The sequence below is a fragment of the Achromobacter colocynthidis genome, assembly GCF_057334535.1.
In genome coordinates this window covers 197527-218464 of sequence record NZ_JBHFIZ010000035.1, presented here as the reverse complement: position 1 = coordinate 218464, position 20938 = coordinate 197527, and the positions used below count along the sequence as shown (strand labels likewise).

Sequence of the window (20938 nt, the reverse complement as noted above, 5' to 3'; positions counted from 1 at the left end):
CAACCCCAAACGGAGACATCCCCATGAAGTGCTATTGCGTCGTCAACTTCCGCGAGCCCTTGCAGGAAATGGAGCAGCCCACGCCTACCCCCCAAGGGACACAGGTGCTGTTGAAAGTGCGCGCCGCGGGCGTCTGCCACAGCGATATCCACTTGTGGGAAGGCGGCTACGACCTGGGCCAGGGCCGCCCCCTGGCCCTTAAAGACCGCGGCGTGTCGCTGCCGTTGACGATGGGCCACGAAACGGTAGGCAGCGTGGTGTCGGCCGGGCCGGACGCGCAAGGCCTGTCCAGCGACAAGAACTACCTGGTGTATCCGTGGATCGGCTGCGGCAAATGCACGCCTTGCCTGGCCGGCATGGAAAACCATTGCAGCGCGCCCGCCTGCCTGGGCGTGCACCGCGCGGGCGGCTACGCCGACCACATCGTGGTGCCGCATCCTAAATACCTGATCGACATCGGCGACCTTGACCCCGCGCAGATCGCGCCGTACGCCTGCTCGGGCCTGACCACGTATTCCGCGCTGAAGAAGATCGGCGCGGACATCTACCGCGAACATCCCGTGGTGATCTTCGGCGCGGGCGGCCTGGGGCTGATGAGCCTGACGCTGATCAAGGCATTGGGTGGCGCGGGCGCCATCGTGGTCGACATCGACCCCGCCAAGCGCGCAGCCGCGTTGGAAGCCGGCGCGCTGGCCGCCATCGACGGCGCCGCGCCGGACGCCGCGCAGCAGATCATCAAAGCCGCGGGCGGCAAGCCGGTTCAGGCCGCGATCGACCTGGTCGGCGCGCCCGCCACCACCTCGCTGGCGTTCGACTTCCTGACCAAGGGCGGCAAACTCATCATCGTCGGCCTGTTTGGCGGGGCCTCGTCATGGCCGATCGCGTTGATTCCCATGAAGGCCATGTCCATCATCGGCAGCTACGTCGGCAACCTGGCGGAATTGCAGGAATTGATGGAATTGGTGCGCGCGGGCAAGGTGCCCCCCATGCCGGTACACCGCCACGCGCTGGCCGAGGCCGACAGCGTATTGGCGGCGTTGCGGGCCGGCAAGGTGGTGGGCCGCGCGGTACTGACCACCGCTTGAAGCCTGGCCAGGCGGTACAAAGGGAGCCTTCTGGGGCTCCCTTTTTTGTTCATGCGGCTTTCAGGCGCGGGTCGTACACAAACCGTTCGCGCCGCACCACCACGATATGTTCCGCATCCGGATGCGCCGGATTGATCAGCAGGTTGCAGTCGGGCACGCCGCGATAAGGCACGATGGCGCTGGGCAATTCAAGCAGCGCCGACACGCCGGATTCCACCCAGTTGTCGCCCACCGCCTGCGAGGCTTCGGCAAACGGCACCGCCTCCCAGAACGGGAAATCGCGCTGCAACTGGTTCACCGTCAACACCTGGCGGGCATCATGAATGGCACGCGGCACGGCCACTTCGATCAGATAACGATTGGCTTGTTCGGACGCCCGAACGGCAAAATGCACCACGGTTTCCAGCACCGCCAACGCCACGCTGGATGAGGTATACACCACCGCCGTGCCCGGGCTGTTGTAGCGCCCGCCCACCGCCGCCGCCCCCGCCCCGCTCAAGTCATCGGCGCGGTACGTGCCGGCCGTGGTGCCGCTGCGCCACAGGGAAATGAAATCACTCATGCGTACACGCCGGCCGCCGCCCGGGCCAGAGTGTCTTCCACGATGCGGCTGCTGGCGTCCGACGTCAGCAAAGACAAGGGCTTGACGTTGCCCAACGCAGGCACGGGCGTGTTTAGCCACTGCACGGCCTCGTCGTCGCTGCCCAGCACCTGACGCGCCACGCGCGCTACGCGGGCCACGCGCGCCAGCCGATCGGATTCGCCCAGCGGCAGCATCTGCCCTTCCCGGGTCCAGCGCGACAGCGATGCGGCCTTGACCTCGGTGATGGCCATGATTTCGGACTTGGGCACTTGCAGGAAATCGGCCGCGTCGTCCACCATCTGCGCGGGCAGGCCCCGGCGCACGTCGCGCGCCATATCGCTTAGCGGGCTGTCCACCAGCTCCTGGAACAACTGCTTGGCGCGCGCCGTTGCGCGGCGTGGCGGGCGGGTGGCGGCAGCGCCGCGCTTGTCGGCCGATTTTCCGGGAATGGCGATGGTCATCATGCGCTCCTGGGATCCAGAGACCCTGTACCAAACAGAATTTATGATATCCCATTTGGAAATCGAGCCGCAAGCTGCAAAGCCGCGTCTGTTCGCCCGGGCGTGCACCGAAATTGGGCATATCATAGGCGGCGTTACACACGATCACTTACAAGGACTGGCAATGACGGACCGGCAGTTGACGATACTTGCGGCGTTGAATCTCATGGTGGCGGTAGGCGCGGGCGCTTTCGGCGCGCATGGCCTCAAGCGCATGCTGACGCCAGAGCTGCTGTCCGTCTGGCAGACGGGCGTGCTGTATCACCTGATCCACGCGCTGGGCCTGTTCGTCATCGCACTGCTGGGCGCCCGCTTCGGTTCGCCCTTGCTATCCGCCGCCGGCGTGGTGATGTTTGTGGGCATCGTGCTGTTCTCAGGCAGCTTGTACACGCTGTCGCTGACCGGCGTGCACTGGCTGGGCGCGGTTACCCCCTTAGGCGGAACCGCCTTCCTGGCCGCCTGGGCCATGGTCGCGCTGGCGGCCTATCGCGCCCAGGGCTGATCCTCACCTCATTCGCGCGTCCCCTTTCCCCACGGCGGCAGGAACCGCCGCCCTTGCAGGTTTCCGATGTCTTCCTCATCTGTATTGCCCGCCGCCCGGGACCACTCCGCCTTCGCAGGCATCGCCTGTGTGGTGGGCGGCATCTTTTTTCTGACGCTTAGCGACGCCAACGCCAAATGGCTGGGCGAGCACTACAACCCGCTTCAAATCCTGTTCCTGCGCGCACTGATCGCGCTGCCTTTCGTGACGGCGCTGGCCTTGTGGCTGGGCGGCCGGCGCGTGCTGCGCACCACGCATCCCGGGCTGCATCTGGTGCGCGGCGCCATCAACGTCGTGTCGGCCTGTTGCTTTTATCTGGGCCTGCGCGCGTTGCCCTTGGCCGAAGCCACCGCCATCGCCTTCGCGGCGCCGCTGTTCGTGACGGCGCTGTCGGTGCTGATCCTGAAAGAGCGCGTGGACGGCAAACGCTGGCTGGCCGTGCTGGCCGGTTTTATCGGTGTGCTGATCGTGGTGCGCCCTGGCTCGGCGGCATTCCAGGCCGCCACGCTGTATCCCCTGACCACGGCCCTGCTCTACGCGGTCATGATGATCACCGCGCGCGGCATCAGCCGGGGCGAAGGCATGTTGACGACCACGTTCTACATCGTGTTTGGGCAGTTGCTGTGCAGCGCGGTCGGCTTGCCCTGGGTATGGCAGACACCCACCGTCGAGCATCTGCCTTACTTCGGCGGCATCGCGCTATTCAGCACGCTGGGGCTGGCGTTGATTACGCAGGGCTTTCGGATCGGCCCTGCGTCGGTCGTGGCGCCGTTCGACTACACCGGCCTGATCTGGGCCACGATACTGGGCTGGATTTTCTGGCGTGAAGCGCCTGACGCCTATGCCTATCTGGGTGCGCTCTTCATTGCGGGCAGCGGTGTGTACATCGCCGTGCGCGAGGCCCGCGCAAAGAGCAAGCGCCGCGGCAAGGCCTAAGGCCGCGCGCCGCGGCTCGGACCTTGCGCCCTTTGCGGAAAGGGCTATTCGGTAGGCGCGGGAAAATTGCGGGCCAATACCCGCGCCACATTTGGTTCCAGCGCCGCCTGGCTGGCAACCGCCGCCAAGGCCGGGCATTCCGCCTGGAACCACGCCTGCCCCGGACGCCAGCGCGTCATCACCGTCACATACAGGTCCAACGCGGAAAATCGCCGGCCCAACATGTGGGGCGACCCGGCCTGCTGCTCAAGTTCCTTCCAGAGCTCCGCGCGCCGGGTATGCACGCGCTCGCGCAATAAGTCCGCCGCCGCGCCCTCGCCCGCCCATTGCGACGGAATATCGCCGTACGTGAACGTGGGGTACACCGCGCCGACCAGACGCAGCAGCACGTTCAGAAAGTACGCCCGTTCAGGCTTGTCGGCTGATGGCGCCAAGCCGGCCTGCGGCGCCACGTCGTTCAGGTGCAGGATCATCGCCGCGCTTTCGGTCATGACCTCGCCTTCCGGGGTGATCAGCGTCGGCACCTGCCCCAAGGGGTTCAGTTGCAGCAGGCGGTCGCGCTCGGGGCCGGGTTTCAGATAGGGCACGTCCGTCAGCGTGTGCGGCACGTTGGCCAGCACCAGCGCCATCTCGACAATGGCCGACCCGCACCCGGCCGATCCGATCAACTCGTAGGTCTTCATCGCTTACCCTCCAGATTGCGCCGGCGCTACCCGCAGCAATTGGCCGGGCGAGGCGTCGGTCAGCACATACACATAGCCGTCCGGCCCTTGCCGCACGTCGCGTATCCGGCTCTTGCGGTCTACCAGCAGCCATTCCTGGCCCACGACACGGTTGCCGTCCAGCGTCAGGCGAATCAGGTTCTGATTACCCAAGGCGCCGATGAACACCGAGTTTTTCCAAGACGGAAAACGGTCGGCATCGTAGAAAGCCATGCCGCTGATGGCGGGCGACTTTGCCCACCAGAACAGCGGCGCTTCCGTGCCCGGCGCGGTTTCGCCCTTGGCCTCGGGAATGCGCAGGCCCGAATAGTTGATGCCATGCGTGGCCAACGGCCAGCCATAGTTCTTGCCCGCCTGAACCAGATTGATTTCGTCGCCGCCACGGGGGCCGTGTTCGTTTTCCCAAAGATCACCCGACCACGGGTTGATCGCCATGCCCTGCGGGTTGCGATGGCCGTAGGACCAGATCTCGGGCCGCGCGCCGGTCTTGCCCACAAAGGGGTTGTCTTCGGGCACCGAGCCGTCCAGCTTCAGGCGCACGACCTTGCCTTGCAGCTTGTCCAGATCCTGCGCGGTGGGACGCTGGTTGTTTTCGCCCAGCGCAATGAAAAGATGGCCCTTGCCGTCGAACACCAGGCGCGAACCGAAATGCAGGCCGGATGACAGCTTCGGCATTTGCCGGAACAGCACCTTGAAATCTTCCAGGCCGCTGGCATCGTCCGACAGCCTGCCCCGGCCAACCGCCGTACCGCTCTTGTCGCCATCGGATTCGGCATACGACAGGTACACGTACCGGTCCTTCGCAAAGTCGGGTGACAGCGCCACATCCAGCAAGCCGCCCTGCCCGCGCGCGGCCACCTTCGGCACCCCGGACAGCGGCTTGGACAAGCCGCCCGGCGTGCGCAGTAAGCGCAGCGTGCCCGGCCGTTCCGTGATCAACATCCCACCGTCCGGCAGGAACGCCATGGCCCAGGGATGGTCCAGCCCACCCACCACCGGCGTCACACGCGCGGCAACGGAGGGCGGCTCCTGGCTTGCATGTGCAGGCTTGGCCCACACCATGGCGCCCGCCATGACCAGCGTTGAAACCGAAAAAAATGAGATCGCGCGCGTGCTCGCGGCGGTGCGTGACTGCATGGACATCTCCGGCGGCAAAGGGCTGAATGCGGGTGCGGCGGCTATGACAAACTGGCGCGAAGCCCCCAGCGGGTGGCGTACCATAGCGCCCAGGGACGGGAGCCCCCCGTTCTTCCTTTCCGGAGACCCCATCGCATGAAACTGTACTACATGCCCGGCGCGTGCTCGCTCGCTTCTCACATTGTTCTGGAGTGGGTTGGCCAGCCCTACGAAACGCACGCGCTCAGCCGCGAAGCGCTCAAGGGCCCTGAATTTCTGAAGGTGAATCCGCTGGGCGCCGTGCCCGCGTTGACCGATGGCGACTGGACCCTGACGCAGAACGTCGCCATCCTGGAATACATTGCTGAACAAGCGCCGCAAGGCAAGCTGCTGGGCGACGGCAGCGCCCGCTCGCGCGCCGAAGTCCGCCGCTGGCTGGGCTTCATCAATTCCGACATCCACAAGACGTTCTCGATGATCTTCGGCGCGTCCCGCTTCCTGGGCGACGAAGGCGCGCAGAAGGAACTGGCCGGCTCGGCCTCCAAGCTGCTGACCAAGCTGTTCTCGCAAATCGATGCGCAACTGGCGGGCAAGTCGTACCTGGCGGGCGACGCGCCGTCGATCGCGGACGCCTATCTGTACGTGGTGCTGCGCTGGGCGCGCGCCAAGGAAGTGGATCTGGCCGGCCAAGACAATCTGGCGGCATTCCAAAAGCGCATGGAAGCCGACAAGGGCGTCCAGGCCGCGTTGAAGGCCGAAGGGCTGTAAAGCGGGGTAAGCCAAACGGGGGGAAGCCTACTGGCGGACCAGCCCAGGCTCAGCCCGCCTCTGCTTCCCCTTCCAAGGTTTTCTTCACCGCTGCCAGAAACCTGCGCGCCAACAGCGGTGGCGCGCTCAGGTTCGAATACGTGGCCCATACCTCGACGCTGGCTTCGGGCGCGATGGGCCGCAACACCATGTGCGCCGACTGCTCGGTCGACACGCACCAGGTGTCCACCAAGGCCGGCCCCAGGCCTTGCTGCACGAACGAACACGCGGTGACCGGTGAATGCACTTCGATCGCCGCGGCATGGCGCGGCCCCTCGCCAAAAAACGGTTGCAGCGCGCGTCCCAATGGTGTGTCACGCGGGTAGCCGATCCAGGCGGCGGACGAAAAATCCTCGGGCTGCACCACCTTGTGGCTGGCCAAGGGATGGGCCGGCGGCATCACGCACACCACGGGCACTTGCGCCAGGCGCACCGACGTCAGGTTGGGATGATCGGGCGGCTGCATCGAAATGCCGATATCCGCCTGCCCCGACAGGAAGTACGCCGCCAACTCGTCGAACGTGACGCTGCGGTAGTCCACCCGCGCACCCGCGTTGCGACCGCGGAAGCGCTCAAGCGCCATCGGAATCAGACGCTGCCCGAAGCTGGCGCTGGCCACGATCTTCAACATGCCCGCGCCGGACTGCCCCAGGCTGGCGGCCAGATCGTTCACGCGCTGGATACCGCCATACACCTGCTCCACCTCGGCATACAACCGGCGCGCTTCGGCCGTGGGCGACAAACGGCTCTTGACCCGTTCGAACAAGCGATAGCCCAGGCGGCTTTCCGTCAATGCCAGCACCCGGCTGACAGCTGGCTGCGACACATGCAGCATGCGCCCCGCGCTGCTGATGGACCCCGACATCATGATGGCCCGAAAAACCTCGATCTGACGCAGGTTCAACGGCCGCCCCGCGCTGGGGCCGACCTCATCCGCATAGCCTTCCACATCCATTTTTATTCCCCTTGACCAATAACGGCGGATTATAGGATTGCCACATTTTTCGATGATGCAGTGCCGCAACGCGGGTGTAATCTGCGCCCGTCACCACAACAAAACAAGGGGAATACCACCATGCATCGCACCTTCTTCCGCAGCGTATCCGCGCTGGCGCTCAGCGCCGCCCTGATCGGCACCGCCTCGGCCGCCGGCACCTATCCCGACAAGCCCATCACCTTCGTGGTGCCCTCGGCCGCGGGCGGTTCGCCCGATGTGCTGTCGCGCCTGATCACCACGCAAATCGCCAAAGACACCGGCGCCACGATGGTGATTGAAAACCGCCCGGGCGCGGCCGGCAACATCGGCATCTCGCTGATCAAGCGCGCCGCCGCCGACGGCTACATCGTGGGCTACGGCAACATCAACACGCTGGCAGTGAACCGCTCGCTGTTCAAGCGCCTGCCCTATGACGTGGACCAGGACCTGACCCCGGTCGCGCATATGTTCGACCTGTACAACGCCTTGATCGTGCCGGCCGAATCGCCCGTCAAAAGCGTGCAAGACCTGATCGACCGCGCCAAGAAGGAACCCGGCCGCCTGTCCTACGGCGCATCGGGCGTGGGCACCACCGGCCACATGGGCGGTGAACTCTTCAAGAGCATGGCCAAGGTGGACGTCATGTTCATCCCGTACAACGGCGGCCCCGCCGCCATCCAGGACCTGCTGGGCGGCCGCCTGGACTACCTGTTCGTCAACACCTCGGAAGCCGCGCCGCTGGTTGCCAGCGGCAAGGTGCGCGCCATTGGCGTCAGCAGCCTGAAGCGCCTGGCGCTGATGCCCGACGTGCCCACGCTGGATGAGTCCGGCCTGAAGGGCTACGAAACCGTGGCCTGGGGTGGTGTTGTCGCCCCCAAGGGCACACCGCCCGAAGTCGTGACCACGCTGAATGCCGCCATCCAGAAAGCACTGCAAGCTCCCGAAGTGCGTACCGGCCTGGCCACGCTGGGCGCTGAACCCGCCACCGGCTCGCCGCAGGAATTCAAGCAATTGATTGATCGCGAAACCGCCAAGTGGAAAAAGATCATCGACACCGCTGGCATCGAAAAGCTGGACTAAGCACTCATGACCTTGCCCACCTTGCAGGCTGACTTCATCGTGGCGGGCGCCACGCTTATCGACGGCTCGGGCGGCCCCGCCCAGCCGGGCGACCTGGCCGTGCTGGGTGAGCGCATCGTGGCGGTGGGCAGCTTTGCCCACCCCGCGGGCGTGCCGGTGATAGACGGGCGCGGCCAGGTGCTGGCGCCCGGCTTCATTGATTCCCACACCCACGATGACGGCTATCTGCTGGCGCATCCCGACATGCTGCCCAAGGTGTCGCAAGGCATCACCACTGTCGTCACCGGCAACTGCGGCATCAGCCTCGCGCCGCTTCAGCGCGACAACATTCCGCAGCCGCTGGACCTGCTCGGCCCCGCCGAGCTGTTCCGCTTTGCCACGTTCCGCGCCTGGATGGACGCGCTGCGCAGCACGCCCGCCGCGGTCAACGTGATTCCGCTGGTGGGCCACACCACCTTGCGGGTGGCCGTCATGGACGACACCTCGCGCGCCGCTAACGACAGCGAACGCGCCGCCATGCGCGGCCTGCTGCAAGAAGCGCTGGACGCGGGCGCCTTCGGCGTATCCACCGGCACCTTCTACCCGCCCGCCAGCGCCGCGCCCACCGATGAAATCATCGACGTTTGCCTGCCCTTGAAGGCAGCCAAGCAAGCGGGCCGCCCCGGCCTGTACGCCACCCACCTGCGCGACGAGGCCGATCACATCGTGCCCGCCATGGAAGAGGCGCTGCTAATTGGCCGCGAACTCGATTGCCGCGTGGTGTTCTCGCATCACAAATTGGCCGGCGAACGCAACCACGGCCGCACCCGCGAAACGCTGGACCTGATCAACCGCGCCGCCGCCAGCCAACCCGTCTGCCTGGACTGCCACCCCTACCCCGCCACGTCCACCATGCTGCGGCTGGACCGCGCGCGCTTGGCCAGCCGCACGATGATCACGTGGTCCAAAGGCTACCCCGAGGCCACCGGCCGCGCCTTCGCCGAGGTCATGCAGGAGCTGGGCCTGGACGACGAAGCCGCCGTCGCCCGCCTGGCGCCCGCAGGCGCCATCTACTTTCTGATGGACCCCGCCGACGTCAAGCGCATCTTCGCGCATCCGCTGACGATGGTCGGCTCTGACGGCCTGCCTTTTGACCCCCACCCGCACCCACGCCAATGGGGCACCTTCACCAATGTGTTGCGCACGATGGTGCGCGAACAGCAACTGCTGTCCTTGGAAGCGGCCATCCACAAGATGACCGGCCTGGCGGCTGACCAATATGGCATCGCCGGGCGCGGCCTGCTGCGCCAGGGTTATCATGCTGACCTGGTGCTGTTCGACCCCGCCACCGTGACGGATACGGCGACGTTTTCAGCTCCCATTCAGGCAAGCCAGGGCATCCACGCGGTGTGGGTCAACGGCAAGCAGGTCTGGGACGGGGAACAAACCAGCACGCAACGCCCGGGCCACGTATTGACGCCCGGTGATGCATCAGTTCGGAGTACATAAAGTGAACACGTTTTCCCAGGGCTGCTACCTGGGTGTATTGGGCGGAATGGGGCCCATGGCCGGCGCGGCCTTTGCCCTACGCCTGGCGGCGCTGACGCCCGCCGCGATTGACCAGCAACACATCCCCACCTTGTTGCGCAACGACCCCCGTATTCCCGACCGCTCCAGCGCCTATATGGCCGGCGGCGAAAGCCCCCTGCCCCATATGGTTCAAGGCGTGCGCTTTCTTGAGGAAGCCGGCGCGCAACTGATCGCCATCCCGTGCAACACGGCCCATCTTTGGTACGCCGACATCGCGGCCAGCACGGGCGTGCCGGTGCTGCACATCATTGAAGCGGTCATCGACGACCTGCGCCGCCTTGGGCTGCCGCGTGGCCGCATCGGCCTGATGGGCACGGCCGCCACGCTGAAACTGGGCTTGTACCAACAGCACCTTCAAGCGCAAGGCTACGAGTGCATCGTGCCCGACGACGACGAGGTCGAACGCTACTGCATGGGGTCCATACGCGCCGTCAAGGGCAACCGCCTGGAAGAAGCCTTCGCCCCCGCTGCCGAGTGCATTGCCCGCCTGACGGCGCGCGGCGCCGACGCCGTGGTGCTGGGCTGCACCGAACTGCCGCTGGCCGTGCCGCATGCGCTGCGCCCCAGCCTGGGCGTGACGCTCACGGATTCGATCGACGCGCTGGCCCGCGCGGCCCTCGCGCATTACGAAGCGGACCTGGCCAAGCAACGCATCGCCGCCTGAACGGCAACGCGCAACCTCCACGCGAGGGCGAAAAAAAAGCGCATCTTCCGATGCGCCCGAATTTCCCTTCGCGGGGAAGCCGTCAACGTAATGCTTATCCGCCCAGGTAGGCCTTGCGGACTTGATCGTTGACCAGCAAATTGGCGCCCGTGTCTTGCAGCACGACGCGACCGTTTTCCAGCACATAACCGCGATCGGCCACACCCAGCGCCTTGTTCGCGTTCTGTTCCACCAGGAACACCGTTACGCCCTGCTCGCGGATCTCGCGGATGATGTCGAAGATCTGCGCGATCACCAGCGGGGCCAGGCCCAAGGTGGGTTCGTCCAGCAACAACAAGCGCGGCCGCGTCATCAGCGCCCGGCCGATGGCCAGCATCTGCTGTTCGCCGCCCGACATCAGCCCCGCGCGTTGCGCCGCGCGCTCTTTCAAGCGCGGGAACAAGCCATAGACGTGGTCGATGCCCGCGTCGATCTCCGAGCGCTTCGAAAAGAAGCCGCCCATCATCAGGTTTTCGGCAACCGTCAGGTCTTTGAACACCCGCCGGCCTTCAGGCGAAATGGCGATGCCACTGCGCATGATGTGGTGCGTGTCCTTCTGGGTGATGTCTTCGCCATCAAACGTGATCTTGCCTTCACGCGCCCGGGGGTTGCCGCACACCGTCATCAACAGCGTCGTCTTGCCGGCGCCATTGGCGCCGATCAGCGTAACGATTTCGCCCTGGTTCACTTCCACCGACACGCCGTTCAATGCCTGAATGGCGCCGTAGTACGTGTGTATGTTTTCCAGCTTAAGCATCATTCCTCCCCCAGGTACGCTTTAATCACGCGCTCGTCGTTGCGCACCGCATCGGGGGTGCCCGTCGTGATGGGCTTGCCGTGTTCCATGACGAGAATACGGTCGGAAATGCCCATGATCAGGCTCATGTCGTGCTCAATCAGCAGCACGGCAACGCCGAACTCGCGCCGAAGCTGGTCGATCAGCGATTGCAGATCGCGCTTTTCCTGCGGGTTCAGGCCGGCCGCCGGTTCGTCAAGCATCAGCAGGCGCGGCTTGGTGATCATGCAGCGCGCGATTTCCAGGCGGCGCTGGTGCCCGTAGGCCAGGTTGCCCGCCTCGCGGTTGGCAAATTCACGCAGCCCCATGAAATCCAGCCACTGCGCCGCGCGCGCCAGCGCGTCGGCTTCCGACTGCCGATAGCCCTTGAGCTTCAGCAGGCCCGGCAGCAGCCGGGATTCCACCTGAGTGTGCTGGGCCACCAGCAGGTTTTCCAGCACGGTCAACTGCTTGAACAGGCGCACGTTCTGGAAGGTGCGCACCAGCCCGTGGCGGGCCACCTTGTGGCTGGGCAAACCGTTGATCGGCTTGCCGTCCATGATGATCTCGCCCGCGGTGGGCGCATAGAAGCCGCCCACGCAATTGAACACCGTGGTCTTGCCTGCCCCGTTGGGGCCGATGATGGCGAACACCTCGTCGGATTTGACTTCGAATCCCACGCTGTCCACGGCCAAGAGGCCGCCGAACCGCATGGTGAGTCCGGATACTTTCAGCAATGCCTCGCTCATTTAGACAGCTCCACGTGGGGACGCTTCATGGGCAACAACCCCTGCGGACGCCACATCATCATCAACACCATCACCAGACCGAACATCAGCATCCGGTATTCGGCGAACTCGCGCGCCAGCTCGGGCAAGACGGTCAGCAAGATGGCCGCCAGAATCACGCCCACCTGCGAGCCCATGCCGCCCAGCACCACAATGGCCAGAATCAGCGCCGATTCAATGAAGGTGAACGACTCCGGGTTCACCATGCCCTGGCGGGCCGCGAAGAACGCGCCGCCGAAACCGGCGAACGTGGCGCCCAGCGTGAACGCCGACAGCTTGATGCGCGTGGGGTTCAGCCCCAGCGAGCGGCACGCGATTTCATCTTCGCGCAACGCTTCCCAGGCGCGGCCGACCGGCATGCGGATCAGGCGCGTGGACACGGCAAGCGTAATCAGCGCCAGCAGCAAGGCCATCAGGTACAGATAGATCACCATGTGCTGGTTGTTGAACGTCAGCCCGAAGAAGTCATGGAACGTCGTGCCACCTTCCGTGCTGGCGCGGCGCGTCATTTCCAGGCCGAACACCGTGGGCTTCGGAATACCGGAAATGCCGTCCGGGCCACCCGTCAGCGTGTTCAGGTTGATAAGCAGCAGGCGGATCATTTCGCCAAAGCCCAAGGTCACGATAGCCAGATAGTCGCCGCGCAGCCGCAGCACCGGAAAGCCCAGCACGAAACCGAACAAGGCCGCCATCGCGCCCGAAAACGGCAGCGCTTCCCAGAAGCTCCAGCCGCCCCAGTGATACAGCAGCGCGTACGTGTACGCACCCACCGCATAGAAGCCGACAAAGCCCAAGTCCAGCAAGCCGGCAAAACCCACCACAATGTTCAGGCCCAGGCCCAGCATCACGTAGATCAGCACCAGCGTGGCAATGTCAACCGAACTGCGGCCCGAAAAGAATGGCCACACCACCGCTATCGCCAGCAGCAACAGCATCAGCCCCTTGTGGGTCTTGGCGGGCGCCGCCGGCAAGGTCGGCAGCGCCGTCTTCAGCTTGCGGAACGGGATGGCGATCCAGGGCCGCAGCATCTGGAAAGCGAACACCACGGCGGCGGCAAGCGCCACCAGCCCCCAGTTCGGTTCCATCGATGTGCGCGCACCCTGACGAATCAGTTGCAGGCCAAACACCGGCGTAACGATCACCGCCGTCAGCACGGCCGCCATCGTGGCGTTTTTAAGATTGTTCTTAGACATCAGACTTTTTCCACCTCAGGTTTGCCCAGCAGCCCGGTGGGACGGAACAGCAGAATCAGGACCAGCAGCGAGAACGCCACGATGTCCTTGTACTGCGACGAGATATACGCAGCCGCAAAGGTCTCGGCCAAGCCCAGCAGCACGCCGCCCAGCATCGCGCCGGGGATGCTGCCGATGCCGCCCAGCACCGCCGCCGTAAAGGCCTTGATGCCGGCCAGGAAGCCGATGAAGGGATTCAGCTTGCCGATGGTGATGGCGATCAGCACGCCGCCCACCGCCGCCAGGATTGCACCCATCACGAACGTGAACGAGATCACGCGGTTGGTGTCGATACCCAGCAGATTGGCCATGTGCATGTCTTGCGAGCAGGCGCGCGAGGCGCGGCCCATGCGGGAATACTTGATGAACAGCGTCAGGCCGATCATCAGCACCACCGTCACCACGATGATCATGATGCGCGAATACGGCACCGTCACGTCGAAGTCGGATCCCATGTGGAACTGCACGGCGCCGGATACCAGCGAGGGCACGGCCATGTCGCGCGCGCCTTGGCCCAGGGCCACCCAGTTCTGCAGGAAGATCGACATACCGATCGCCGAGATCAGCGCCACCAGGCGGGGGCTGCCTCGCACGGGCCGATAGGCAACCCGCTCGACCGAAAAGCCATACACGCCGGTCACGGCAATGGCGACGAGCAGCATGGAAGCAATGATGAATGGCATCGGCAAGCCGCTATTGGTGCCGATGGCCGTCAAGGTGACCAGGCCGACATAGGCGCCGATCATATAGATTTCGCCGTGGGCGAAGTTGATCATCCCGATGATGCCGTAGACCATTGTGTAGCCGATGGCGATCAACGCGTAGATCGCGCCCAGGGACAATCCGTTGAAGAATTGCTGGGTAAGTTGGGGTATGAGGTCAGACATTATCTATTGCTCCAAATGGTTCCGGCCCCGGTGAAGAGACCCGGAGCCGGAAACCTGGGCGGTTTTTCTAAGGGCCTGTGGTCACCGCCTGCCGGCCGCACAGCGCTTTTGGCGCTTCGCTACGCGGATTACGGCACAACGAAGACAACAGGCCCTACACGCCGGCACCGCGCCGGCGGATCGCGAGTTTACAGCTGGGTCTTTTTGCCGTCCTTATCCCACTTGTAGACGGCGAACTCGAAATTCTTCAAGTCGCCCTTGGCGTCGTATTCGACCTTGCCGATGCCGGTGTTGAACGTAGTCTTGTGCATGTAGTCCGCGACCTTGGCGGGGTCTTCGCCCACGGCGTTGATGCTGTCGACCAGGATTTGCACGGCGGCATACGCCGGCATCTGGAAGGCGCCGTCCGGATCGCGCTTGGCGTCCTTGAAGGCCTTCACAATGCCTTCGTTGCCCGGCAGCTTGGTGAAGTCAGCCGGCAGCGTGACCAGCAGGCCTTCGATGGCCGGGCCGGCGATGGCCACCAAGTCCTGGTTGGCCGTGCCTTCCGGACCCATGAACTGCACCTTCAGGCCTTGTTCACGCGATTGGCGCAGCAGCAGGCCCAGTTCGGGGTGGTAGCCGCCGAAGTAAACCAGGTCCACGCCAGCCGACTTCAGCTTGGTGATGATGGCCGAGTAATCGCTGTCGCCAACGTTGATGCCTTCAAACATCGACACATTGACGTTCTGCTTGGCCAGCGCGTCCTTGACCTGGGTGGCAACACCCGAGCCGTAGGTTTGCTTGTCGTGCAGGATGGCGACGTTCTTGGGCTTGAGGGTCTTGGCGATGTAATTGGCGGCGTACGGGCCTTGCTGGTCGTCGCGGCCAATGGTGCGGAAGAAGAAGTGCGGCTTGATGGTGTCGGTCACCAGCGGCGACGTGGCGCCCGGGGTGATGCCGACAATGCCCTCTTCCTCGTACACCTTCACGGCGGCCACGGTGACGCCCGAGCAAGCATGGGCCACGGCGAACTTGGCGCCGGAGTTGACCACGCGGTTGGCGGCCGGAACAGCCTGCTTGGGTTCGCAGCCGTCGTCGATCAGGATCGGCTCAAGCTTCTTGCCCTTGACGCCGCCCTTGGCGTTGATGGTTTCGATCGCGGTCAAGGCGCCGGCCTGGATCTGGTCGCCATATTGGGTGTTGGGGCCGGTCATGGGCTGGGGAATGCCAATCTTGATGGTGTCGGCGGCGTGTGCGGCGCCAGCCAAGGCAAGTGCCCCAAGCGCCATGGCTACCGGGGTAAGGCGATTCAGAAACTTCATGCGGAGTTCTCCAGCGAGGTTTTGAGCGGCTCTGATTGAAACGGGCTGTCGGGTGGATACCCCGCCATCCGTATCGCGCGTCGCCGGCTTCTTGGGCAAAAACACGGTGTGGGCGGTATTCTGGGAGCTAGCCGTCATACTGTCACTGCGTGTAATCCCCAATATTTCCCGGCAAACCTTTAATCGTGACGCATCAGCTTTGCAAGCCCATGAAAATACGGGAAATTTGCTGAATTTGCCTTCGGTTCCGACTGGCGCAACTTAATGATGTGTGCACCGCCAGATATATGAATAATCATTAATACACTGTTCGAATACGCATTTAAATACAGTGCTTACACCGGACTTACGATTAATGATTATTGAGTTAATGATTTCCGCATAATCCCCTGCCTAAAAAAAACGCGCATCGGGCGACCACGTCGCCACGATGCGCGTCCTTTTTTGATGCCCGGTGTCAGGCGTTGGCCGGCTTGGCCAGGTTCCACATCAGCGCCCGGAACGGCGCCAGCATGCTGATGTTGACCACAAGCTTGACCGCAAGGTCGCCCAGCATCCAGGTCGTCCAGGGTGCGCCGGTGGCCGCAAAGGCCACGCTGAAGAACACGGCGGTGTCCAACACCGCGCCCAGCACGCCCGATACCAGCGGCGCGCGCCACCAGCGTTGGTCGCGCAGACGGTCAAACACCTGGATATCCACCAATTGCGCGCAGATATAGGCCAGGCCCGACGCCAGCGCAATACGCGGCGACGCCACCCAAAACGACACCACCAACGCCGCCGCAAAGCCGAACCAGACGACGCGGCGCGCGGCCGACGGGCCGAAGCGCCGGTTCAACACGTCGGTAACCAGGAAGGCGACGGGGTACGACAGGCCGCCCCACGTCAACCAATCGTTAAGCGGCACCTGCACCAGAATGTTCGAGCCCACCACCACCAGCAACATGCACAGCACGGCAATGCCGAACTGCGCACGGCTCATTGGCGGAAAGAGCTGGCTTGCCTTGGTCATTGCCCGAATTCCTCGGCCAACTCGCGCGAACGGCGCGCCGCGGCGGCCATGGCGTCTTCCACGATGCCGGCAAACCCTGCCTCGCCAAACGCAGCCAGCGCCGCGGCCGTGGTACCGCCCTTGGACGTGACCCGCTCGCGCAGCACCGACAAGGGGTCTGACGATTCGGCCGCGAGCTTGGTCGCGCCGGCAAGCGTGCCCAAGGCCAGTTGCTTGGCCTGCGCCTCGGTCAAGCCAACCTTCACGCCACCCGCCACCAGGGCTTCAAGAAACAGGAACACATACGCCGGGCCGCTGCCGGACAATGCCGTCACGCCATCCAGCGCGGCGTCGTCCGCCACCCACACCACCTGCCCCACGCTTTCCAAGAGGCTTGCGGCCAATGCGCGATCGGCTTCGCTGACGCCATCCAGCGCCGCCAGGCCCGTCACGCCCGCGCCCACCAGTGCGGGCGTATTGGGCATGCAACGCACCAGGCGCTTGAACGGCGCGTCGGGAGATCCCAGCCAGCCCGCCAGCGTGTCCGCGCGGATTCCCGCCGCCACGCTTACCACCAAGGTGTCGTCTTGCAGCCACTGACGCGCGGACGCCACAACATCTTTCATGTTCTGTGGCTTGACCGCGAACACCCAAACGCGGCACCGGGCCAGCGCTTCGTCCGGGGCCACCGCAGTGGTCATGCCACGCGCCTGCCAGGCCGCGTGGCTATCCTTATTAATGTCAATGACATGGATGCTCTTGGCGGGGCATACTTTGCCAGCCAGTCCGGAGGCCAAAGCGGCCGCCATATTGCCGCCGCCAATGAACGCAATCGAAAGTTCGTTTTTCATAGGCCGGCATTGTAGTCGGTCGGATCCGCCGGGGAAAAAAAAGAAAATGTTCGTTCGCGCCTGAAACGCACAATTTGACAGGCGTTTGCAGTGATGTGAAAGTCACGGTTTTGTCACAAACAATTCATAAGGTGTCGTGTTTTCCGTGTCCGGACAACCCGGTCACAACACGCCCATCAGGAGCAACCTCATCATGCGATCCCACCGTATTGCTTTAACCTTCGCCGCCGTCATGGCCGCGTTCGCGGGCGCGTCCGCGCATGCCGCCCCCGAGATCCAGTTCTGGCATTCGATGGAAGGCGCCCTGGGCGACCGCGTCAATGGTCTGGTCGAAGATTTCAACAAGAAGAACCCTGACTACCAGGTCAAGGCGATCTACAAAGGCAACTACGGCGAATCCATGAATGCCGGCATCGCCGCGTTCCGCGCCGGCAACGCCCCGGACATCCTGCAAGTGTTCGAAGTGGGCACCGCCACCATGATGTACGCCAAGGGCGCCATCAAGCCGGTGCAGCAGATGTCGGAAGAAGCCGGCAACCCGATCGACCCGAAGGCGTTCATCGGCGCCGTGGCCGGCTACTACTCGTCGCCGGACGGCAAGCTGGTGTCGATGCCCTTCAACAGCTCGACCGTGGTTTTCTACTACAACAAGGACGCCTTCAAGAAGGCAGGCCTGGACGCTGACAATCCGCCCAAGACCTGGGAAGAACTGGCCGCCGCCGGCCAGAAGCTGAAGGCCGCCGGCCAGGAATGCGGCTACACCACCTCGTGGCCGTCGTGGACCCAACTGGAAACGTTCTCGGCCTGGCATAACGTGCCCTACGCCACCAAGGACAACGGTTTCGGTGGTCTGGACGCCCGCATCGCCATCAACACCCCGCTGCACGTGCGCCACCTGGAAAACCTGGCCAAGCTGGGCAAGGAAGGCATCTTCATGTACGGCGGCCGCGGCGACGAGCCGAACTCGCTGTTCATCAGCGGCAAGTGCGCCATGATCACCGGCTCGTCCGGCCTGCGCGCCAACATCGCCAAGAACGCCAAGTTCGAATTCGGCACCTCGACCCTGCCTTACTACGCCGACGTGAAGGGCGCGCCGCAGAACACCATCATCGGTGGCGCATCGCTGTGGGTCTTCGCCAACAAGAAGCCGGAAGTCTACAAGGGCGTGACCGCCTTCTTCCAATTCCTGGCCTCGCCTGAAATCGCCGCCCGCTGGCACCAGCAGACCGGCTACGTGCCGGTCACCAAGGCTGCCTACGAGCTGACCAAGAAAGAAGGCTTCTACGACAAGAACCCGGGCACCGAAGTCGGCGTGAAGCAATTGAACGTGGAAACCACCGCGCAATCGCGTGGCCTGCGCCTGGGCTTCCTGCCGCAGATCCGTGAAATCGAAGACGCTGAAATCGAACGCATCGTGTCCGGCAAGGTTGCGGCCAAGGACGGCGCCGACAACATCGTCAAGCGTGGCAACGAGTTGCTGGAAAAGTTTGAGAAGAGTGTAAAGTAGCGCCCTTTCCGGGACTCCGTCGGGTGATTGCTTCACGGCATTTCTCAAGCGTGACAATGACTTAACGGCCAATCCGGATACGAGCGCAAGGCTTGAAGCCCTGGTTATAAAGGGGCTTCAAGCCTGTCGTATTTTTATGAAGCGGTTTCAAGCGGCGGTTACTCCAACCGCCGCTTTTCTGTACCTTGGGTACCCCCTATGGAAAAACGCGTTGTCTTTGGGCATAAGACCCTGCCCTATCTGCTGCTGTTGCCGCAGCTGATCATTACCGTGGTCTTCTTTTTCCTGCCCGCCGGACAAGCCATGTGGCAGTCCATGCGGCTTGAAGATGCCTTCGGCCTGTCGTCCGAGTTCGTCGGGCTCGACAACTTCATGGAACTGTTCTCGCAACAGGCCTACCTCGATTCCTTCCGCGTCACCGCTGTCTTCTCGATATTGGTGGCTGCCGTGGGTCTGGGCGTGTCCTTGCTGCTGGCCGTCATGGCCGACCGCGTGATTCGCGGCGCAGGGCTGTACAAGACCCTTCTGATCTGGCCCTACGCCGTGGCGCCCGCCGTCGTCGGCGTGCTGTGGCTGTTCATGTTCTCGCCTTCCGTGGGCATCCTGGCCGTGGCGCTGCGCAACTCCGGCGTTGACTGGAACCCGCGCCTGGACGGCAACCAGGCCATGATGCTGGTGCTGGCGGCCGCCGTCTGGAAGCAGATCTCGTACAACTTCCTGTTCTTCCTGGCGGGCCTGCAATCGATTCCGCGTTCGCTCATCGAAGCCGCCGCCATCGACGGCGCCAGCCCGGCGCGCCGCTTCTGGACCATTGTGTTCCCGCTGCTGTCGCCCACCTCGTTCTTCCTGCTGGTCGTCAACATCATCTATGCCTTCTTCGACACCTTCGCCATTGTGGACACCACGACGCAAGGCGGTCCGGGCACGGCGACTTCCATCCTGGTCTACAAGGTGTACAGCGACGGCTTCCGTGGGCTGGATCTGGGTTCGTCCGCGGCCCAGTCCGTGATCCTGATGTTCATTGTGGTTGCCTTGACGGTCGTACAGTTCCGGTACGTCGACCGCAAAGTGCAGTATTGATTTTGTTCGAGGCTGATAACAATGGTTGAACGCCGTCCCTGGCTGGATATTCTGGCCCACTTCATTCTGCTTTGCGGCGTGGCGATGGTGGCATTTCCGCTCTACATCACTTTCGTGGCGTCTACCCAGACCGCTCAGGAAGTGGCGCAGGCGCCGATGTCGCTGATCCCCGGTCCGCACTTTGTCGAAAACTACATGCAGGCGCTGTTTGGCGGCTCGTCCGGCGGTTCGTCGGGCGCCCCCGTCGGCCGCATGATGTACGTCAGCCTGATCATGGCGCTGTCGATTTCCATCGGCAAGATCGCGATCTCGCTGCTGTCGGCGTTCGCGGTGGTGTACTTCCGCTTCCCCGGCCGCATGTTCTTTTTCTGGATGATCTTCGTCACGCTCATGCTGCCCGTCGAAGTCCGGATCGCGCCCACCTACAAGGTCGTGGCAGACCTGGGCATGCTCAACAGCTACGCCGGCCTGACCTTGCCGCTGATCGCCTCGGCCACCGCCACCTTCCTGTTCCGCCAGTTCTTCCTGACGGTGCCGGACGAGCTCATCGAGGCCGCGCGCATCGACGGCGCGGGCCCGGTGCGGTTCTTCTTCGACGTGCTGCTGCCGTTGTCCAAGACCAGCATCGCCGCCCTGTTCGTGATCCAGTTCATCTACGGCTGGAACCAATACCTGTGGCCGCTGCTCATTACCACGCAGGAAGACATGTACCCCGTCGTCATCGGCATCAAGCGGATGATCAGCGGCGGCGACAGCGTGACCGAATGGAACATCACCATGGCCACCGCCATGCTGGCCATGATTCCGCCGGCGCTGGTCGTCATCCTGATGCAGAAATGGTTCGTCAAGGGTCTGGTCGACACTGAAAAGTGACGCTTGGCCGCCCTCGCCCACCCGAACACGAC

Annotated in this window: 22 protein-coding genes; 10 read left to right on the top strand and 12 right to left on the bottom strand. The window is 63.8% G+C overall.

The genetic code is table 11. From position 1 onward, the window contains the following. The first annotated feature begins 23 nt into the window (after positions 1 to 23). Complete coding sequence (locus tag ACE04A_RS16755) at positions 24 to 1085, top strand: alcohol dehydrogenase (RefSeq protein ID WP_485820320.1); 1062 nt, start codon at positions 24 to 26, stop codon at positions 1083 to 1085. A 49-nt stretch (positions 1086 to 1134) separates the two neighbouring features. Here ACE04A_RS16755 and ACE04A_RS16750 read toward each other — a convergent pair whose 3' ends face one another. Continuing rightward, on the bottom strand, positions 1135 to 1647 hold the full coding sequence (locus tag ACE04A_RS16750) for an RES family NAD+ phosphorylase (protein ID WP_485820319.1): 513 nt from the start codon (positions 1645 to 1647) through the stop codon (positions 1135 to 1137). Next, positions 1644 to 2129, bottom strand: coding sequence for a type II RES/Xre toxin-antitoxin system antitoxin (gene parS, locus ACE04A_RS16745; RefSeq protein WP_100855834.1), 486 nt, complete (start codon positions 2127 to 2129; stop codon positions 1644 to 1646). Before parS ends, ACE04A_RS16750 begins: the two co-directional genes overlap by 4 nt. A gap of 163 nt (positions 2130 to 2292) precedes the next feature. Here parS and ACE04A_RS16740 point away from each other — a divergent pair, with 163 nt between their 5' ends. Beyond that, positions 2293 to 2670 carry a DUF423 domain-containing protein gene (locus tag ACE04A_RS16740; RefSeq protein WP_050444688.1) on the top strand — a complete coding sequence of 126 codons (378 nt, stop codon included), beginning with the start codon at positions 2293 to 2295 and terminating at the stop codon, positions 2668 to 2670. Between the two features lie 66 nt (positions 2671 to 2736). Then, a complete protein-coding gene (locus ACE04A_RS16735; RefSeq protein WP_447988931.1) occupies positions 2737 to 3645 on the top strand; it encodes a DMT family transporter in 909 nt (302 codons plus the stop codon). Between the two features lie 44 nt (positions 3646 to 3689). Here ACE04A_RS16735 and ACE04A_RS16730 read toward each other — a convergent pair whose 3' ends face one another. Further along, entirely contained in the window at positions 3690 to 4328 is a 639-nt protein-coding gene (locus ACE04A_RS16730; RefSeq protein WP_259247607.1) for a glutathione S-transferase family protein, read from the bottom strand. A gap of 3 nt (positions 4329 to 4331) precedes the next feature. After that, the gene (locus ACE04A_RS16725) at positions 4332 to 5429 is read right to left on the bottom strand and encodes a PQQ-dependent sugar dehydrogenase (RefSeq protein WP_279996203.1); all 1098 of its coding nucleotides are present in this window, start codon (positions 5427 to 5429) and stop codon (positions 4332 to 4334) included. Between the two features lie 210 nt (positions 5430 to 5639). On the opposite strand from ACE04A_RS16725, the gene ACE04A_RS16720 reads away from it, so the two are divergent. Continuing rightward, entirely contained in the window at positions 5640 to 6251 is a 612-nt protein-coding gene (locus tag ACE04A_RS16720) for a glutathione S-transferase family protein (protein WP_438859327.1), read from the top strand. 49 nt (positions 6252 to 6300) lie between these two features. Here ACE04A_RS16720 and ACE04A_RS16715 read toward each other — a convergent pair whose 3' ends face one another. Then, positions 6301 to 7245, bottom strand: coding sequence for a LysR family transcriptional regulator (locus ACE04A_RS16715; RefSeq protein WP_259247618.1), 945 nt, complete (start codon positions 7243 to 7245; stop codon positions 6301 to 6303). Positions 7246 to 7365: 120 nt separating this feature from the next. Between ACE04A_RS16715 and ACE04A_RS16710 the strand changes: the two genes are divergently transcribed. From ACE04A_RS16710 to cuyB, 3 genes are read left to right on the top strand one after another with little or no spacing between them, the layout of a single operon-like run. After that, entirely contained in the window at positions 7366 to 8346 is a 981-nt protein-coding gene (locus ACE04A_RS16710) for a Bug family tripartite tricarboxylate transporter substrate binding protein (RefSeq protein WP_448718781.1), read from the top strand. A gap of 6 nt (positions 8347 to 8352) precedes the next feature. After that, the gene (locus ACE04A_RS16705; RefSeq protein ID WP_485820318.1) at positions 8353 to 9834 is read left to right on the top strand and encodes an N-acyl-D-amino-acid deacylase family protein; all 1482 of its coding nucleotides are present in this window, start codon (positions 8353 to 8355) and stop codon (positions 9832 to 9834) included. A 1-nt stretch (position 9835) separates the two neighbouring features. Continuing rightward, entirely contained in the window at positions 9836 to 10579 is a 744-nt protein-coding gene (cuyB, locus tag ACE04A_RS16700; RefSeq protein WP_485820317.1) for a cysteate racemase, read from the top strand. A 94-nt stretch (positions 10580 to 10673) separates the two neighbouring features. Here cuyB and ACE04A_RS16695 read toward each other — a convergent pair whose 3' ends face one another. The 7 genes from ACE04A_RS16695 to proC all read right to left on the bottom strand — a co-directional run bounded on the left by ACE04A_RS16695 (position 10674) and on the right by proC (position 17446). After that, on the bottom strand, positions 10674 to 11375 hold the full coding sequence (locus tag ACE04A_RS16695; protein WP_259247634.1) for an ABC transporter ATP-binding protein: 702 nt from the start codon (positions 11373 to 11375) through the stop codon (positions 10674 to 10676). Continuing rightward, on the bottom strand, positions 11375 to 12142 hold the full coding sequence (gene livG, locus ACE04A_RS16690) for a high-affinity branched-chain amino acid ABC transporter ATP-binding protein LivG (protein ID WP_259247636.1): 768 nt from the start codon (positions 12140 to 12142) through the stop codon (positions 11375 to 11377). The genes ACE04A_RS16695 and livG overlap by 1 nt, the downstream gene beginning before the upstream one ends. Further along, entirely contained in the window at positions 12139 to 13374 is a 1236-nt protein-coding gene (locus tag ACE04A_RS16685) for a high-affinity branched-chain amino acid ABC transporter permease LivM (protein WP_279996197.1), read from the bottom strand. Before ACE04A_RS16685 ends, livG begins: the two co-directional genes overlap by 4 nt. After that, entirely contained in the window at positions 13374 to 14300 is a 927-nt protein-coding gene (gene livH / locus ACE04A_RS16680) for a high-affinity branched-chain amino acid ABC transporter permease LivH (protein WP_100855845.1), read from the bottom strand. The genes ACE04A_RS16685 and livH overlap by 1 nt, the downstream gene beginning before the upstream one ends. A 188-nt stretch (positions 14301 to 14488) precedes the next feature. Next, entirely contained in the window at positions 14489 to 15604 is a 1116-nt protein-coding gene (locus tag ACE04A_RS16675) for a high-affinity branched-chain amino acid ABC transporter substrate-binding protein (RefSeq protein ID WP_279996196.1), read from the bottom strand. A gap of 457 nt (positions 15605 to 16061) precedes the next feature. Continuing rightward, complete coding sequence (locus tag ACE04A_RS16670) at positions 16062 to 16616, bottom strand: queuosine precursor transporter (RefSeq protein WP_259247647.1); 555 nt, start codon at positions 16614 to 16616, stop codon at positions 16062 to 16064. Beyond that, a complete protein-coding gene (proC, locus tag ACE04A_RS16665) occupies positions 16613 to 17446 on the bottom strand; it encodes a pyrroline-5-carboxylate reductase (RefSeq protein WP_279996195.1) in 834 nt (277 codons plus the stop codon). Before proC ends, ACE04A_RS16670 begins: the two co-directional genes overlap by 4 nt. Before the next feature lie 193 nt (positions 17447 to 17639). Here proC and ugpB point away from each other — a divergent pair, with 193 nt between their 5' ends. The 3 genes from ugpB to ugpE all read left to right on the top strand — a co-directional run bounded on the left by ugpB (position 17640) and on the right by ugpE (position 20906). After that, a complete protein-coding gene (gene ugpB / locus ACE04A_RS16660) occupies positions 17640 to 18953 on the top strand; it encodes a sn-glycerol-3-phosphate ABC transporter substrate-binding protein UgpB (protein ID WP_485820316.1) in 1314 nt (437 codons plus the stop codon). 198 nt (positions 18954 to 19151) lie between these two features. Beyond that, entirely contained in the window at positions 19152 to 20033 is an 882-nt protein-coding gene (ugpA, locus tag ACE04A_RS16655; RefSeq protein ID WP_050444673.1) for a sn-glycerol-3-phosphate ABC transporter permease UgpA, read from the top strand. 21 nt (positions 20034 to 20054) lie between these two features. Beyond that, positions 20055 to 20906 (top strand): sn-glycerol-3-phosphate ABC transporter permease UgpE, encoded by an 852-nt coding sequence (gene ugpE, locus ACE04A_RS16650; protein WP_259247658.1) that lies wholly within the window; start codon positions 20055 to 20057, stop codon positions 20904 to 20906. Positions 20907 to 20938 lie beyond the last annotated feature (32 nt).